Source organism: Pseudomonas sp. TH21 (genome assembly GCF_016651025.1).
Classification (GTDB): Bacteria; Pseudomonadota; Gammaproteobacteria; order Pseudomonadales; family Pseudomonadaceae; genus Aquipseudomonas; species Aquipseudomonas aylmerensis.
In genome coordinates, this window is record NZ_JAEKEQ010000001.1 from 3,531,130 (window position 1) to 3,548,355 (window position 17,226).

General features: G+C 64.8%; 12 protein-coding genes. All 12 read left to right on the forward strand.

All coding sequences use genetic code 11. The features are described 5' to 3' along the window. The first annotated feature begins 14 nt into the window (after positions 1 to 14). Entirely contained in the window at positions 15 to 1,760 is a 1,746-nt protein-coding gene (gene treZ, locus JFU04_RS15525) for a malto-oligosyltrehalose trehalohydrolase (protein WP_201144780.1), read from the forward strand. Next, on the forward strand, positions 1,757 to 3,841 hold the full coding sequence (gene malQ, locus JFU04_RS15530; protein WP_201144782.1) for a 4-alpha-glucanotransferase: 2,085 nt from the start codon (positions 1,757 to 1,759) through the stop codon (positions 3,839 to 3,841). Before treZ ends, malQ begins: the two co-directional genes overlap by 4 nt. Then, a complete protein-coding gene (locus JFU04_RS15535; RefSeq protein WP_201144784.1) occupies positions 3,838 to 6,588 on the forward strand; it encodes a malto-oligosyltrehalose synthase in 2,751 nt (916 codons plus the stop codon). Before malQ ends, JFU04_RS15535 begins: the two co-directional genes overlap by 4 nt. A 24-nt stretch (positions 6,589 to 6,612) precedes the next feature. Further along, complete coding sequence (locus JFU04_RS15540) at positions 6,613 to 6,882, forward strand: DUF2934 domain-containing protein (RefSeq protein WP_065908120.1); 270 nt, start codon at positions 6,613 to 6,615, stop codon at positions 6,880 to 6,882. 119 nt (positions 6,883 to 7,001) lie between these two features. Further along, positions 7,002 to 9,161: a glycogen debranching protein GlgX gene (gene glgX, locus JFU04_RS15545; RefSeq protein ID WP_065908119.1), complete on the forward strand. Its 2,160-nt coding sequence runs from the start codon at positions 7,002 to 7,004 to the stop codon at positions 9,159 to 9,161. A 1-nt stretch (position 9,162) separates the two neighbouring features. Further along, positions 9,163 to 10,161, forward strand: coding sequence for an acyl-CoA dehydrogenase family protein (locus tag JFU04_RS15550; protein ID WP_201144786.1), 999 nt, complete (start codon positions 9,163 to 9,165; stop codon positions 10,159 to 10,161). Further along, positions 10,158 to 10,916 (forward strand): PIG-L deacetylase family protein, encoded by a 759-nt coding sequence (locus JFU04_RS15555; RefSeq protein ID WP_065908115.1) that lies wholly within the window; start codon positions 10,158 to 10,160, stop codon positions 10,914 to 10,916. The genes JFU04_RS15550 and JFU04_RS15555 overlap by 4 nt, the downstream gene beginning before the upstream one ends. Continuing rightward, a complete protein-coding gene (locus JFU04_RS15560) occupies positions 10,913 to 11,512 on the forward strand; it encodes an SAM-dependent methyltransferase (RefSeq protein ID WP_106803703.1) in 600 nt (199 codons plus the stop codon). The genes JFU04_RS15555 and JFU04_RS15560 overlap by 4 nt, the downstream gene beginning before the upstream one ends. Next, the gene (locus tag JFU04_RS15565) at positions 11,509 to 12,168 is read left to right on the forward strand and encodes a glycosyltransferase (protein WP_106803702.1); all 660 of its coding nucleotides are present in this window, start codon (positions 11,509 to 11,511) and stop codon (positions 12,166 to 12,168) included. The genes JFU04_RS15560 and JFU04_RS15565 overlap by 4 nt, the downstream gene beginning before the upstream one ends. A 179-nt stretch (positions 12,169 to 12,347) precedes the next feature. Then, positions 12,348 to 13,118: a PIG-L deacetylase family protein gene (locus tag JFU04_RS15570; RefSeq protein WP_201144788.1), complete on the forward strand. Its 771-nt coding sequence runs from the start codon at positions 12,348 to 12,350 to the stop codon at positions 13,116 to 13,118. Positions 13,119 to 13,356: 238 nt separating this feature from the next. Further along, positions 13,357 to 15,894 carry an autotransporter family protein gene (locus tag JFU04_RS15575; protein ID WP_201144790.1) on the forward strand — a complete coding sequence of 846 codons (2,538 nt, stop codon included), beginning with the start codon at positions 13,357 to 13,359 and terminating at the stop codon, positions 15,892 to 15,894. A gap of 132 nt (positions 15,895 to 16,026) precedes the next feature. After that, positions 16,027 to 17,064: an alpha/beta fold hydrolase gene (locus JFU04_RS15580; protein ID WP_120448747.1), complete on the forward strand. Its 1,038-nt coding sequence runs from the start codon at positions 16,027 to 16,029 to the stop codon at positions 17,062 to 17,064. Positions 17,065 to 17,226: the final 162 nt, after the last annotated feature.

The window sequence follows — 17,226 nt, forward strand, 5'->3', positions numbered from 1 at the left end:
GGAGGTCTTCATAGATGCCGTTACGGACTTTGGAAACCTGGCCCCACGGCGCAATCATGCTGGACGCGCAACACACGCGTTTTGCCTTGTGGGCGCCAGACGCGTTTTATGTCAGCGTTGAATTGGAAGACGGCAAATCCATCGCCATGCTGCCGCAGGCAGAGGGATGGTTCGAGACAGAAGTGAAGTGCCCCGCCGGCACCCGCTACCGCTTCAACATCGATGGAGAAATGGATGTACCCGACCCCGCGTCCAGGGCCCAGGCTGCAGACGTGCATGGTTGGAGCGTAGTCGTCGACCCACTCGCCTACCCGTGGCGTCACAGCCACTGGCAAGGCCGCCCTTGGCACGAAGCGGTGATCTACGAGCTGCACGTGGGTGCGATGGGGGGCTACGCCGAGGTCGAAAAACACCTGCCACGCCTGGCCGAGCTGGGCGTCACCGCCATCGAATTGATGCCATTGGCGCAATTTCCCGGCGAACGCAACTGGGGTTATGACGGCGTGCTGCCGTATGCGCCCCAGTCCTCCTACGGCACCCCCGAACAGCTCAAGCACTTGGTCGATTGCGCCCACGAGCATGGCCTCGCGGTGATCCTGGATGTCGTCTACAACCACTTCGGTCCCGATGGCAATTACCTGGGCCAGTACGCGGCCGGCTTCTTTCAGGAAGACGTGCACACGCCGTGGGGCGCCGGTATCGACTTCGACCGCCGTGAAGTGCGCAATTTCTTCCTCGACAATGCGCTGATGTGGTTGCTGGAATACCGCTTCGACGGCCTGCGCCTGGATGCCGTGCACGCCATCGACAACCCAGGCTTCCTGCAGGAGCTCGCGCAGCGGGTGCGCCAGCAGGTCGACACCGGTCGGCATGTGTGGCTGGTGCTGGAGAACGAACTCAACCAGGCCAGCCTGCTCAAGCAGGATTTCGACGCGCAATGGAATGATGACTTTCATAACGTGTTGCACGTACTGCTGACCGGCGAAACCGACGCGTACTACAGCGACTTTGCCAAGGAACCTACCGCCCAACTGGCGCGTTGCCTGGGCGAGGGTTTTGTCTACCAGGGCCACACCACCCGCCACGGCCATGAGCGCGGCGAACCCAGCGGCGATCTGCCGCCCACCGCCTTTGTAGCCTTCCTGCAGAACCACGACCAGATCGGCAACCGCGCGATGGGCGAGCGCCTGCACCAGTTGTGCCCGCCCCAGGCGCTCAAGGCGGCGACCGCCCTGCTGCTGCTGTCACCGATGATCCCGCTGATGTTCATGGGCGACGAAGTGAATGCCAGCGAGCCGTTCCTGTTTTTCACCGATCACCACGGCGAACTGGCCGAAGCGGTGCGTGAGGGCCGGCGCGGCGAATTTGCCGACTTTGCCGCCTTCCAGGACCCGGAGCGTCGTGACCGCATCCCGGACCCGAACGCCCTGGCCACTTTCAAGCAATCCTCCCCGGCGCTGGCCGATCACCCCCACGCCGAGCTCTACCGGCACCTGTTGAACCTGCGCCACACGCATATCGTGCCGCACCTGCCCGGCACCGTGGCCTTGGGTGCGCAGGTATTGGCCGACGGCGCCGTCAGTGCGCGCTGGCGCCTGGGCAACAGCAGCCTGTTGCAGATCGACCTGAACCTGAGCACCACCGCCGTGGACCACCCGGCGGCCGCCCACGTTCTGTTTCAAACGCCTGCCGAGCACGGCGCACAACTGCCGCCGTACAGCGCACGCGTGACCCTATCCCCTGTTGGAGAGCACCCTTGAGCGAAGCGAACCTGGAAATCCTCGCCAGCCGCGCGGGCCTGGCCGTCGATTGGATCGACGCAAACGGCCGCCCGCAACGAGTGAAACCCGACGCCCTGCGCGCCGTTCTCAAAGGCCTGGGCCACCCGGCCGACACCGATGCCGAGATCGACGCCAGCCTGCTTGAACTGGAGCAGGTGCAACACGACAAACACCTGCCCCCCTTGATGACCATCGACACCGGCGAAGGCCTCGACCTGGCACGTTACTTCGAGCCCGATACCCTGTGCCGGGTCAACCTCGAAGGCGGCGAAAGCCTGGAGCTGCGCCTCGACGGCGACGCGGTTCTGCCTGGCGTGATTGCCCTGGGGTATCACCAGGTGCATATCAACGACCAGAGCTTTACCCTGGCCGTCGCGCCCACGCACTGCTACAGCGTGGCCGAAGCGGTGGACACCCAGCCCGCGCGCGCCTGGGGCCTGAGTGCCCAGCTGTACGCACTGCGCCGCCTGGGAGATGGTGGTTTCGGCGACACCCTGGCCCTGGAGCACCTGGCGCGCTCCGCTGCAGAACGTGGCGCGGACGCCCTGGCGATCAGCCCGATGCACGCGATGTTCAGTGCCGACACCGGCCGCTACAGCCCGTACTCGCCATCCAGTCGCCTGTTCCTCAACAGCTTGTATGCCTCCCCGGCCTGCATCCTCGGCGAACGCGAAGTGCGCAGCACCATCGAGGCCCTTGGCCTGGAAGATGAACTGCACACGCTGGAGCAACACACGCTGATCGACTGGCCCGCCGCCGCCAACGCCAAGCAACGCCTGCTGCGCGCGCTGTATGAAGATTTCCGCCACGGCCAGCACCCGCAACAGGCCGACTTCCTCAGCTTCCGCCAGGCCGGTGGCGAAGCACTGGAGAACCACTGCCGCTTCGAAGCTGTGCAGGCGCAGCGTGCCGCCGCCGGCGAGGACCTCGACTGGCGTCACTGGCCCCAGGAGTGGCGCAATCCGCAAAGCCCGGCACTGGTACAGTTCGCTGAAGCCAACCGCGAGGAAATCGGCTACTACGCCTTCGCCCAATGGCTGATCGCGCGCTGCCTGGAGCGTGCCCAGCAAGCTGCCCGAGGCAGCGGCATGGGCATCGGCCTGATCGCCGACCTGGCGGTAGGCGCTGATGGCGGCGGCAGCCAGGCCTGGAGCCGCCAGGATGAACTGCTGGCCGACCTGACCGTGGGCGCGCCGCCGGATATTCTCAACCGCTCCGGCCAAGGCTGGGGGATTTCCGCGTTCTCACCCGAAGGCCTCAAGCGCAACGGTTTTCGTGCATTCATCGAAATGCTGCGCGCCAACTTCGCCCACGCCGGCGGCTTGCGCATCGACCATGTGATGGGCCTGCAGCGCCTGTGGGTGATTCCCATGGATGCCTCGCCGCGTGAAGGCGCCTATCTGTATTACCCGGTGGATGACCTGTTGCGGCTGCTGGCCCTGGAGTCTCACCGCCACAAGGCTATCGTCCTCGGCGAAGACCTCGGCACCGTGCCCGACGGCCTGCGCGAAAAACTCAGCGGCCGCTCGATCCTGGGCATGCGCGTGCTGCTGTTCGAACAAGGCCACGATGGCCAGTTCAACCCGATCCTCGACTGGCCGGACAACGCCCTGGCCACCACCAGCACCCATGACCTGCCGACCCTCAACGGCTGGTGGCACAGCCGTGATATCGACTGGAACATCCAGCTCGGCCTCATCGATGCGCCCACCGTGGAGCAATGGAGCGAACACCGCCTGCGCGAACGCCAGGCACTGCGCCAGGCCTTGAGCCAGGACCCGCAGAATTTCGTCGAAGAAATTCGCAATGAAACCGACCACATGATCGACGCCAGCGTGCGCTACCTCGGCCACACCCGTGCGCCGCTGGTGCTGCTGCCGCTCGAGGACGCGCTGGGCATTGAAGAACAAGCCAACCTGCCCGGCACCACCGATACCCATCCCAATTGGCGCCGCCGCCTGGCGGGCGAGGCTTCCAGCCTGCTCGACAATGCCGGCGCCGCCCGCCGCCTCGAACTGCTGGCCGTCGCGCGCAACCAAGCCTATGAGCGTGACCGATGAAAGCACTGCCCCTGCGCGCTACCCAGCGCCTGCAATTCCATAAAGGTTTCACCCTCGATGACGCGGTGCCGCTGGTGCCGTATTTCGCCCAACTGGGCATCAGCCACCTGTATGCCTCGCCGCTGCTCAGCGCACGTGCCGGTTCCATGCACGGCTACGACGTGGTCGACCCGACCAGCGTCAACCCCGAGCTTGGCGGTGAAGCCGCGCTGCGCCGTCTGGTCGCGGCCTTGCGTGAGCACGGTATGGGGCTGATCCTCGATATCGTCTCCAACCACATGGCCGTGGGCGGCGCCGACAACCCCTGGTGGCTGGACCTGCTGGAATGGGGGCGCCTGAGCCCCTACAGCGAGTTCTTCGACATCCAATGGCACTCCCCCGACCCGCTGCTCAAGGGCCAATTGTTGATGCCGTTCCTCGGCAGCGACTACGGCGAAGCCTTGCAGACCGGCACCCTGACCCTGCATTTCGATGCAGCTCATGGCGTGTTCTACGTCGAGCATTACCAACACCGCTTTCCGATCTGTCCACGCGACTACGCGTTGATCCTCGGCAACGACCCATTGCTCAAGCCGCTGGCCGACCGCTTCAGCGCCCTCGCCTATCAGGACGACGCCTACGCCGAAGCCGCCTGGCTCAAGCAGGCGCTGGCCGAGCGCGCTACCGAGGTGATGCCCGCCATCGAAAGCCGGCTGGCCGAGTTCGACGGGCGCCAGCCTGAAGGCTTCAAGCGCCTGCACCAGTTGCTCGAGCAACAGACCTATCGCCTGGCCAGCTGGCGCACCGCGGCGGACGACATCAACTGGCGGCGCTTCTTCGACGTCAACGAACTCGGCGGCCTGCGCGTCGAGCGCAGCGCCGTGTTCGAAGCCACCCACGGCAAGATCTTCGAGCTGATCAGTGAAGGCCTGGTGGACGGTTTGCGCATCGACCACATCGACGGCCTCGCCGATCCTCGCGGCTACTGCCGCAAGCTGCGCCGGCGCGTGGATTCGCTATCGCCGGAGCGGCACCTGCCGATCTTTGTCGAAAAGATTCTCGGCGAAGGCGAAACCCTGCGTGAAGACTGGCGCGTGGACGGCACCACCGGCTACGAATTCATGAACCAGCTGTCGCTGCTGCAACACCACCCGGAGGGCTTTGCGCCGCTGGCCGCGTTATGGACGCAGCACAGCGAACGGCCCTCGGCGTTTATCGAAGAGGCGCGGCTGGCACGTCAGCAGATCCTCAATGGCTCCCTCGGCGGCGATTTCGAAAGCGTGGCGCGAGCCCTTCTGCAGGTCGCGCGCGACGATGTGATGACCCGCGACCTGACCCTCGGTGCAATTCGCCGTGCCTTGCAGGAGCTGATCGTGCACTTCCCGGTGTACCGCACCTACATCAGCGCGCTGGGCCGCAGCGCGGCTGACGACAAAGTCTTCCAGCACGCCATGGACGGTGCCCGCAGCACCCTCGGCGAAGGCGACTGGCCGGTGCTCGAACACCTGGAAAAATGGCTTGGCGGCCAGCCTTGGCGCCATCGCCCGGTGGGTCGCGAGCGCAAGATGCTCAAGCATGCGTGCGTGCGCTTCCAGCAACTGACGTCGCCGGCGGCCGCCAAGGCCGTGGAAGACACTGCGTTCTATCGCTCGGGCGTGCTGCTGTCGCGCAATGACGTGGGTTTCAGCACCGAGCAGTTCAGCGCGCCGCTGGCCGAGTTCCATGCGGTCAACCAGCAACGCCTGCAGACCTTCCCCGATAACCTGTTGGCCACGGCGACCCACGACCACAAGCGCGGCGAAGACACCCGTGCGCGCCTGGCGGTACTCAGCGAGTGCGCAGCGTGGTATGTCGAGCAGGTCGAGCAGTGGCGCAGGCTCGCCGCGCCGCTGCGCACTGACGCCAGTGCGCCGTCGGCCGGCGATGAGTTGATTCTTTACCAAGTGCTGCTCGGCAGCTGGCCGCTGGACCAGGCCGATGACTTCGAGGACTACCATCAGCGCCTGTGGCAATGGCAACAGAAAGCCCTGCGCGAGGCCAAGCTGCAGAGCGCCTGGAGCGCGCCCAACGAAGCCTATGAACAGGGCGTCGAAGCCTTCCTGTCACGCCTGTTGCTGAGCGAGGAAGGCCGTCCGTTGCGCACGGCAATCGGCAACGCAGCCCAGGTGATCGCCCCCGCCGGTGCGGTGAATGGCCTGGCGCAATCCTTGCTTCGCATCACCGTGCCGGGTGTGCCGGACTTGTACCAGGGCGACGAGTTCTGGGACTTCAGCCTGGTGGACCCGGACAACCGTCGCCCGGTGGATTTCAACGCACGGCAACGCGCGCTGGATACCCCACCGGATCCCGGCGAACTGCTGTTCAACTGGCGAGACGGGCGCATCAAGCAGGCCGTGATTGCCCAGGCGCTGGCCTTGCGCAAGGCCGATCCCGGACTGTTCCGCGCAGGCAGCTATACGCCGCTGGAAGTGCTTGGCCTACACGCCGGGCGGGTGGTCGCGTTCCACCGCGAACACCAGGGCCGCCACCTGTTGGTGGTGGTGCCGCGCTGGCCGTTTGACCTGCTTGAAAACGGTGTGCATCCCCAGATCAATGCGCAGGTTTGGGGCGATACACGGGTGAAATTACCGTTCGCCGCGCCAACTCAAAACTGGAAGGGACTTTTTCATACAGGCGCAGTCACACCAGACAAGGAGCTGTTGATCAGCGCTGCCCTGGGGGATTTCCCGGTCAATGTCTTTATCAATCCTGATGATCAAGAAAGCTGAAAATTTTCTGTGAGGAGCATTGTGATGAGTACTGAAGACAAACGCATACGCGAGCTGGCGCATCAGATCTGGGAATCTGAAGGCAAACCCCATGGGGAGGACGCACGTCATTGGGAAATGGCGCGCAAGCTTGCCGAAGCCGAAGCCCTGACGCCGAGCAAGCCCAAGGCCTCGGCCAAACCCAAGACCGCGCCCAAACCGCCGGCCAAGGCCAAGCCTGCGCCACCGGCCGCGAGCAAGCCGGCAGCCCCGGCGGCGAAGAAGCCAGCGGCGCCGAAAAAGCCCAAGCCTTGACCCCGCACCGCTTGCCGGCCCTGCCGGCAAGCGGTGATTTTTCCACCCCGATTGTCAGCTGAATATTCGTCAGCACGGCCGCGTTCGGCCCGAAAAAAGACCCTTGCAGGAGCAACACCATGAGCAAACCCCATAAAACCCCTTCGACGCCGGGCAACGAGCCGTCGCGGATTCGTGAAGGTTTGCCCTTCCCCCTCGGCGCCACCTGGGATGGACTGGGCGTCAACTTTGCGCTGTTCTCGGCCAACGCCACCAAAGTGGAGCTGTGCCTGTTCGACGACGCCGGCGAAGTTGAGCTGGAACGCATCGAACTGCCCGAATACACCGACGAAATCTTCCACGGTTACTTGCCCGACGCCCACCCAGGGCTGATTTACGGCTACCGCGTGTACGGTGCTTATGACCCGGCCAACGGTCATCGCTTCAACCACCACAAATTGCTGATCGACCCCTATGCCAAACAGCTGGTGGGCGAACTCAAATGGTCCGAGGCACTGTTCGGCTACACCATCGGCCACCCGGACGACGACCTCAGCTTCGACGAACGCGACAGCGCGCCTTTCGTGCCCAAGTGCAAGGTCATCGACCCCGCGCACACCTGGGGCAACGACCAGCCGGTACGCGTGCCGTGGGACCGCACGATCATCTACGAAACCCATTTGCGCGGCATCAGCATGCGCCACCCTTCGGTCGGCGAATCGGTGCGCGGCACCTGCGCCGGCCTGATGGAAGATGACGTGCTCAAGCACATCCGCCAGTTGGGCATCTCGTCGGTCGAACTGTTGCCGGTACACGCCTTTGTCAACGACCAGCACCTGCTGGAAAAAGGCATGACCAACTATTGGGGCTACAACAGCATCGCGTTTTTCGCCCCCGACCCGCGCTACTTGGCCAGCGGCAAGATCGCCGAGTTCAAGGAGATGGTCGCGCACCTGCACGAGCAGAAGCTGGAAGTGATCCTCGACGTGGTCTACAACCACACCGCCGAAGGCAACGAGCGCGGCCCGACCCTGTCCATGCGCGGCATCGACAACGCCTCCTACTACCGGCTGATGCCCGATGACAAGCGCTTCTATATCAACGACTCCGGCACCGGCAACACCCTCGACCTGAGCCACCCGTGCGTGCTGCAGATGGTCACCGACTCCCTGCGCTACTGGGCCACCGAGATGCACGTCGACGGCTTCCGTTTCGACCTGGCGACCATCCTGGGCCGCTACCGCGACGGGTTTGACGAGCGCCACAGCTTCCTCGTGGCGTGCCGCCAGGACCCGGTACTGCGCCAGTTGAAAATGATCGCCGAACCCTGGGACTGTGGCCCAGGCGGTTATCAGGTGGGCAACTTCCCGCCGGGCTGGGTCGAATGGAACGACCGTTTCCGCGACACCGTACGTGCCTTCTGGAAAGGTGATGACGGCCAGTTGGCGGACTTCGCCGGGCGCATGACCGCCTCGGGCGAGATGTTCAACCATCGGGGTCGCCGCCCCTACAGCTCGGTGAACTTCATCACCGCGCATGACGGTTTCACCCTGCATGACCTGGTGTCGTACAACGACAAGCACAACGAAGCCAACGACGAGAACAACCAGGACGGCAGCAACAACAACCTGTCGTGGAACCACGGCGTCGAAGGCCCGACCGAAGACCCGGAAATCAACGCGCTGCGTCTGCGCCAGATGCGCAACTTCTTCGCCACGTTGCTGCTGGCCCAGGGCACGCCGATGATCGTCGCCGGTGATGAGTTCGCCCGCACCCAGCACGGCAACAACAACGCCTATTGCCAGGACAGCGAGATCGGCTGGGTCAACTGGGAGCTGGACGATGACGGCAAGGCGTTGCTCAAGTTTGTCAAACGCCTGATCAAGCTGCGCCTGGCCTATCCGATCCTGCGTCGTGGCCGCTTCCTGGTGGGCGACTATAACGAAGACATCGGCGTCAAGGATGTGACCTGGCTGTCGCCGGATGGCAACGAGATGACCACCGAACAGTGGGAAGACAGCCATGGCCGCTGCCTCGGCATGCTGATGGATGGTCGCGCGCAGGAAACCGGGATTCGACGTGCCGGTGCCGACGCCACCTTGTTGCTGGTGGTGAACGCGCATCACGACATGGTCAATTTCCGCCTGCCGTCGGTGCCTGAAGGTGAGTTCTGGACCTGCATGCTCGACACCAACCAGCCGGCGGTACGCGGCCAGGAACGGTTTGATTTTGATCACGAGTACGCGGTGACCGGCCGCTCGCTGCTACTGTTCGAACTGCAGCGTGACGAAGAGGTGTGACATGGCACTGCATGGATTCCTTCAGAGCTTCCAGGGCTACGCGGACACGCAAGACCTGGGCAAGGCGCTGAAGGCACTTCAGGAAGAAGGCCTCGACCAACTGCCGCTGCCTGGCAGCGGCGAGACCCTGGCGCGATTCAGTCGCCTGGCGCAGGTGGCAGGCCACGACCTGCGCTTGTGCAAGTTGTTCGAAGGTCATACCGATGCATTGGCGATCATTGCCGAACTCGACAGCCCACTGCCGCCTTTGGGCAGCACATGGGGCATGTGGGCGGCCGAACCGCCGACCGCCAGGGTCCAGGCGCGCCAGGACGGGCATCGCTTGCGCTTGGACGGGCGCAAAGCCTGGTGCTCAGGCGCGGCAGTGGTCAGCCATGGCTTGTTGACGGCCTGGGATGAACAGGGCCGTCAGCAGTTGGTGGCGGTGCAGATGGATCAACCGGGCATCACCGTCACCAACGAAGGCTGGAATGCCGTGGGCATGGCGGCCACCGGCAGTGTCGAGGTGCTGTTTGACGGGGCCCTCGGGATTGCCGTGGGCGGCCCCGGCGATTACCTCGCCCGTCCGGGTTTCTGGCAGGGCGGCGTGGGCATCGCCGCGTGCTGGTACGGCGCCGCGCAACGCCTGGCCGAGTCCCTGCGCGAACACTGCAGCAAACGTCCGGAACCACATGCCCTCGCCCACCTCGGCGCCGTCGACAGCGCTTTGAACGGGGCCGCCTGCGTACTGCGCGCCAGCGCCGAACAGATCGACCGCGACCCCAAGGCTGACGCCCAGCAACTGGCCCAGCAGACCCGCGCGTGTATCGAGGAGGCTGTCGAGCAGGTCATGCGCCATGTCGGCCGCGCCGTGGGCGCGGGGCCTTACTGCAAGGACCCGCACTTTGCCCAATTGATGACGGACCTGCCGGTGTATGTGCGCCAGAGCCATGCCGAGCGCGACCTGGCCGGCCTGGGCGAATTGGTGGCCGGCGAACCCACAGGGAGGTGGCAGTTATGAGACCCAACCCGATCGTCGGCCAGGGCACGCCGCTGCAACATTGGCAGGCCTCGAGCCTGATGGCGGAGCTGCCGCACATCAGTGTCGAAGAGCTGGTGCCCGAGGGCCATCGCGCCGTGATCATCGCTCCGCACCCGGATGATGAAGTGCTCGGCTGTGGCGGCCTGCTGCAAGGCCTGGCTGCGCTGGGCCGGCCCATGCAGCTGATTTCCGTTACCGATGGCAGCGCCAGTCACCCCGGATCCCGGCGTTGGCCGGTAGAACGCTTGAGCGTGGTGCGCCCGCAGGAATCGGCGCAGGCCCTGCACCGCCTGGGGTTGCCACTGCACAGCCTGAAATGGCTGCGCGCCGGCTTCAGCGACAGCCAGGTGGCAGCACGCGAGGACGAGCTGACTGCGTTTATCCAGCGCTACCTCAAGCCGACCGACGTGGTGTTCACCACCTGGCGCGAAGACGGCCATTGCGACCATGAAGCCGTCGGTCGCGCGAGCGCCCAGGCGGCCCAGGCCGTGGGCGCCACGCTGTATGAGCTGCCAGTCTGGACCTGGCACTGGGCGTCTCCCGAAGACAGCCAAGTGCCGTGGCACCGCGCCCACAAGATTCCGCTGACCTGCGAAGCCGTGGCCCGCAAGCGCCACGCCATCCATGCATTCGCCAGCCAGTTGGAAGGCGATCCGCAGATCGGCTTGCCGCCTGTATTGGCGCCGTACGTGGTCGAGCGGCTGTTGCAACCTTTTGAAGTGGTGTTTGTATGAGCGTGGCCACGCCGTATTTCGATCAACTGTTCGCTGATAACGATGACCCGTGGGCTTTTCGCCAACGCTGGTATGAGCGCCGCAAGCGCGCGCTGACCCTGGCGATGCTGACGCGCCCACGGTATGCCTCGATCTTCGAGCCCGGTTGCGCCAACGGTGAACTCAGCGCCGAACTGGCACCGCGCTGCGATCGCCTGTTGTGTTGCGACACCGCTTCGGCCGCCGTGGCCCTGGCCCGTGGTCGCCTGCTGGGTTTTGCCCATGCCCAGGTGCAACAGAGCCGCCTGCCCGAGCAATGGCCGCAGGGCCAGTTCGAACTCATCGTGCTCAGCGAGCTGTGCTACTACCTCGACGCCGATGACCTCGGCGGCCTGATCGACCGCGCCCTCACCAGCCTCGCCCCCAACGGGCAAGTGCTCGCCTGCCATTGGCGCCCGCCCATCGACGGCTGCCCGCAGACCGCCGAGCAGGTGCATGCGTTGCTGCACGAACGGCTGGCGATGCCGCTGGTTGCCCGGCATCACGAACACGACTTTCTCCTCGACCTGTGGAGCCGCGACGCGACCTCGGTCGCCACACTGGAGGGCCTGCGATGATCGGTATCCTGATCCCGGTACACAATGAAGAAGCATTGCTCGGCGAGTGCCTGGACGCCGCGCTGATCGCGGCCAGCCATCCAGGCCTGGCGGGCGAAGCGGTGCAAGTGCTGGTGGTGCTCGACAGTTGCACCGATAGCAGCGCCGCGATTGCCGAAGCCTTCCAGGTGCAGCGTCTGGAAGTGCAGGCACGCAATGTCGGCCACGTACGCGGGGTGGGTGCGCGGCATCTGCTCAACCAGGGCGCGCGCTGGATCTCGTGCACCGACGCCGACAGCCGCGTGGCCCCGGATTGGCTGGTCGCACAGTTGGCCCTGGGTACCGACGCCGTGTGCGGCACGGTCACGGTGGACGCCTGGAGCGAAGGGTTCGACCCGGCCGCGCAGATCCGCTACAACCAGGCCTACCAGGCCCGCGACGGCCACCGGCATATCCACGGCGCCAACCTGGGCATCAGCGCTGGGGCCTATGTGCGGGCCGGCGGTTTCGAACCGCTGGCCTGTCATGAAGATGTGCAACTGGTGCGCAACCTGGAGCGCTGCGGCGCCTCGATCGCCTGGAGCCACTCGCCGCAGGTGATCACCAGTGCACGCCTGGAAGCGCGGGCCCAGGGCGGCTTTGGCGATTATTTGAAGAGCCTGATGCTGGCCTCTTGAAAAAAACGCCATTACTGAATGTAAAAGCGACCAAACCTTGGCTATGCTGAGGACGCCTTGCTGGCAATCCAGGGTTGGATTGCCATGCAACCACCACGACGGAGCCTGTGGTGGGTAAAAAGAGCGTCGTCCCGTCAACGGAGCACGACCCAGCATCAATTGACAAGGATCTGTCACCCATGAAGCTTGCCTCATTAGGCGACGGCCGCCGTGGCCCCGCCCAAATCTGGAACAGCGCACCGCAGTTGGCGCAAATCCCGCCGATCGCCCCTCATTCACTGGTGCCTCCTGGCGCACGCGTGGTCATTATCGCCCCCCATCCCGGCGATGAAGTGCTGGCCTGTGGCGGCTTGCTGCAACTGCTCAGCACCCTGGAACACCCGCTGCAACTGATCTCCATCACCGACGGCAGCGCCAGCCACCCCGGCTCGAATGTGTGGCCGGCCAGCCGCCTGAGCGTGGTCAGGCCCCAGGAAAGCGCCGAAGCACTGCGCCGCCTGGGCATGCCGCTGCACAGCCTCAAGTGGATTCGCGGTGGCTTTTGCGATAACGCCCTCGCCGCCCGCGAACCGCAATTGAGCCAGTTCATCGCCCGCTACCTGCACCCCGGTGACGTGGTGTTTTCGACCTGGCGCAACGACGGCAATGACGACCATGACGCCGTCGGCCGTGCCAGCGCCAAGGCTTGCAGCCTGGTAGGCGCGCACCTGTATGAAGTACCGATCTGGGCCTGGCACTGGCCCGCCCGCGAAGGAGCGGTGATCCCCTGGCAGCGCGCGCGCAAGGTACGCCTGGATACGTGGAGCGTGGCGCGCAAACTCCACGCCGCCCACGCGTATGCCAGCCAATTGGCCGGCGACCCACAGATCGGCCTGCCGCCGATCCTCGCCCAGGTGTTGTTGGAGCGAATGCGCGAACCCTACGAGATCGTGCTGCCGCCATCCTTCTGACTCGTCTATACCTGTTATTTCTAACAGTGGCGCCCTGTCCATACACGGCTATGCTGCAACAGGACTGTGCCGCTTGAAGCGCAGTCGAGAAAGCCATGCCAACCTGTTGCATTGGCCGGTGTTTTCGAACAGGTGACCGGTATTTCCTGATCTGTATCGTGCATTTCGTTGTCATGGTCTGGCCCGCGCCTGCCGTTGCAGGTGCCGGGGCAATTATCCCCTCAATCGAGGACGGATCATGCGCACACGGACCTTTGCCTGGCTGTACCTGGTCGCCTTGGCAGCGACGCCACTGAGCTCTTACGGGGCCTGCGTCATCAATAACACCGCCGGCGACGACACCTCTGCCTGCGACAGCGGCACCGCGCCGGGCTTTACCGACACTGGCGGCAACAACACCCTGAATCTCACTGCCACCGGCCGTATCACCGGGGCGGTGACCTATGGCGCCGGCAATGACCTGGTGGATGTGGAAGGCCCGAGCGCCGGGATCGACGGCAACTTGAACCAAGGCGACGGCAGCAATATCTTCCGCCTCAACCTGGGCAGCATCACCGGCTCGGTGACCCAAGGCTCGGGGAATGATGTGGCGCAGGTCACCGGCGGCCTGGCCGGCGCGATCATCCAGGGTGCAGGCATCGACAGTTTCTCCATGAGCGGCGGCACCATTGCCTCATTGGCCCAGGGCGACGGGCGCGATCAGTTCTTCATGAGCGGTGGCACGATCACCGGCGCGTTCGAGGACGGCGACCAGGCACTGATGAGCGGCGGCACCATCGGCCGGGTGGACATGAAGCTCGATAACAACATTTTCGATATGCGCGGCGGCACGATCATCGGCAACCTGGTGACCGCCTTTGGCCAAGACACCATCCTGGTCTCGGGCACCAGCCTGATCGGCGGCAACATCAGCACCAGTGGCGGCGCGGATATCATCACGGTGACCGGCGGCACCATCAACGGGCAGATCCTGGCCAGTGCCGGCAATGACCTGTTCAGTTGGATCGGCGGCGGGCAAATCCGCGGGCCCATCCTGATGGGCAACGATAACGACACCGCCCTCCTGCAAAACCTGACTGAAACCCAGCTGTCATCCACCGCGTTGATCAATGGCGGCACGGGCACCGACACGCTGACGTTCGACAATACCCAGGCCAGCACGCCCGGGCGCTATGCCAACTGGGAACAGGTGATACTGGACAACAATGCCCGCTTCACACTGGGCGGCACTTTCGTGCTGGGCGATGCCGACACCGGCACCGGCACGATGTCGGTCAACGGCAGCAGCACGCTGCTGGTCAATACCGGGGTTATCAGTGCGTTCACCGCTGGCCAGCTGGTGACCGTGAACAACCGTGGCCTGATCGACATGACCAGCGGCAGCGCCATCGCCAGCGACACGCTGACCGTGAATGGCAACTACAACGGCAACGGCGGCGGGCTCGCGCTGCAAAGCGTGCTCGGCGCTGACGGTTCCCCCAGCGATAAACTGGTGGTCAGCCAGGGCACCCTCGGCGGCACTACCGCGATCAGCGTCAGCAACCTGGGTGGGGCCGGCGGCGCTACGCTGCAGGACGGCATCCAGGTCGTCCAGGCCATCAACGGCGCCAGCGGCAGCGGCACCGCGTTCAGCCTCGCAGGGCCGGTGTCCGCCGGGGCGTTCGACTATCGCCTGTTCAAGGGCGGCGTATCGGCCGGTACGGCAGAAAACTACTACTTGCGCTCTACCGTCCCCGTGGCGCCGGCCGATCCCGTCCTCGTGCCCGTGCCGGGCCCCGGTGAGCCGCCCCTGCCATCCAACCCCGGGCTGACGCCGATCCCGATCTACCGCCAGGAAGTGCCGATCTATGCTGCGCTGTTTCCGGCTGCCGACCAGATCGTGCGGGGCATGCTGGGCACCTACCACCAGCGCATGGGGGACCAGGACCAGCCACAACCGGTCGGTACGTTCCCGGCGGGTTGGGGACGGGTGTACGGCAGCAGCAGTCGCCAGCATTCCGCCGGGACCGTCAGCCCAACGCTGGACAGTTCCGTTACCGCCTTCCAGGTCGGCAGCGACGTCTACGCCAGCAGCGGCGACAGCGGCCAGACCCAGCGCGCCGGTTTTTTTGTCGGCCACAGCACCCTCAGGGGCAACGTCAAAGGCTTCAATGGCGGCTGGGAAGGCCGCGACGCCGGCAAGACCACCTTGCGCGGTGACAGCCTGGGGGTCTATTGGACGCTGATCGGCGCCAACCAGGCTTACCTCGACCTGGTCCTGATGGGCACCCGCTTCGACGGCAACAACGCGTCGGATCGCGGGGTGAAAATGGACACCCAGGGCCACAACGTAAGCGCATCCGCCGAAGTCGGTTGGCCGTTCGCGCTGGTCAACAACTGGGTGGTCGAGCCCCAGGCCCAGGTGATCGTCGGCAAGACCTGGCTGGACAAGCAAAACGACGGCATCGCCGATGTTTCGTACGATGCTGACACCCGCATTACCATGCGCCTGGGCGTGCGGCTGCGCGGCCAGTACACGGTCAGCGGCCTGCCACTGCAGCCCTATGTGCGCGCAAATGTCTGGCACTCACGCGCCGGGACTGACACCGTCACCTTCAATGACGTCACGGATATCGACACCGAGCAGAAGTCCACCACCCTCGACCTGAGTGCCGGCGCCACGCTGGAGGTGGCCAACGGCGTGAACCTGTATGGCGAAGTCGGCTATGACCGCAACCTCGACAGCAACCTGTTCAACGGGCGCCAAGGCACGTTGGGCGTGAAGGTGGCCTTCTAGCAATGTATCGCACTGTGTACGGAACCGGCGGCGATACACAGCGTTTGATTCGACGGGTTTCCTGAAACAACCCAGATACAGCGCAACGTTCAACTGAGCATCAGGCACACATCAAGCCGTAGGAGGCTCGCCATGCACGCTCAGTTGAACCGTCGCCCCACACGTCACCCGCTGTTCCTGGCCCTGGCCCTGTTGTCCTTCGGTGCCAGTGGCCTGGCGCAGGCCGAAATGCCCGAGCCGCCCGCGCGCGCGCCGGTTGCGAGCCCTCAGGCAGGCTTGGGTGCGCTCAAGCACATCAAGGCCGGGCAACTGGAGGTGGCCTACGCCGAAGTCGGCCCGGCCACTGGCCCGGCGGTGATCCTGCTGCACGGCTGGCCCTACGATATCGACAGCTACGCACAGGTTGCCCCGCTGCTCGCCGCCAAGGGCTATCGGGTGTTGATCCCTTATGCGCGAGGTTATGGCGGCACACGCTTCCTCTCGGACACGACCCTGCGCAACGGCGAACCGGCGGCCTTGGCCCGCGATGTGATCGACTTCATGGACGCCCTGCACATCCAGCAAGCCGTGCTCGGTGGCTATGACTGGGGCGCGCGCTCGGCGGATATCGTCTCGGCCTTGTGGCCAGAGCGGGTCAAGGCGCTGGTCTCGGTGAGCGGCTACCTGATCGGCAATCAGGCCGCCGGCCAGACCCCACTGCCGCCCAAGGCCGAGCTGCAGTGGTGGTACCAGTTCTACTTCGCCACCGAGCGCGGCGCCGCCGGCTACCAGAAAAACACGCACGATTTCGCCAAGCTGATCTGGCAACTGGCCTCGCCAAAATGGGCGTTTGACGACGCCACGTTCGCACGCAGCGCCAAAGGCCTGGACAACCCCGATCACGTCGCCATCACCGTGTTCAACTACCGCTGGCGCCTGGGCCTGGTGCAGGGCGAAACCCAATACGCCGGGCTGGAGCAGCAACTCGCCCAGGCCCCCGCCATTGGCGTGCCGACCATCACCCTCGAAGGCGACGCCAACGGCGCCCCGCACCCGGCGCCCGAAGACTATGCCAAGCGCTTTACCGGCAAGTATGAGTTCCGCCTGGTCAAGGGTGGGATCGGCCACAATCTGCCGCAGGAAGCCCCGGAGGCATTTGCCAGGGCGGTGATCGATGCGGACCACCTGTGAGGCGCAACCTTTCGCTATCGCCTTTACGACATCGCGAAGGGTGATGACCTACCGCACCTGTAACGCGCCCCCGACGGCCAGACCGTGCCGACGCCCAAGGCCATAGACTTTCGGCCCGGCACGTTGCCTGGCAGTACTTGCGGCGAAGTGGGCCTGGGCAAA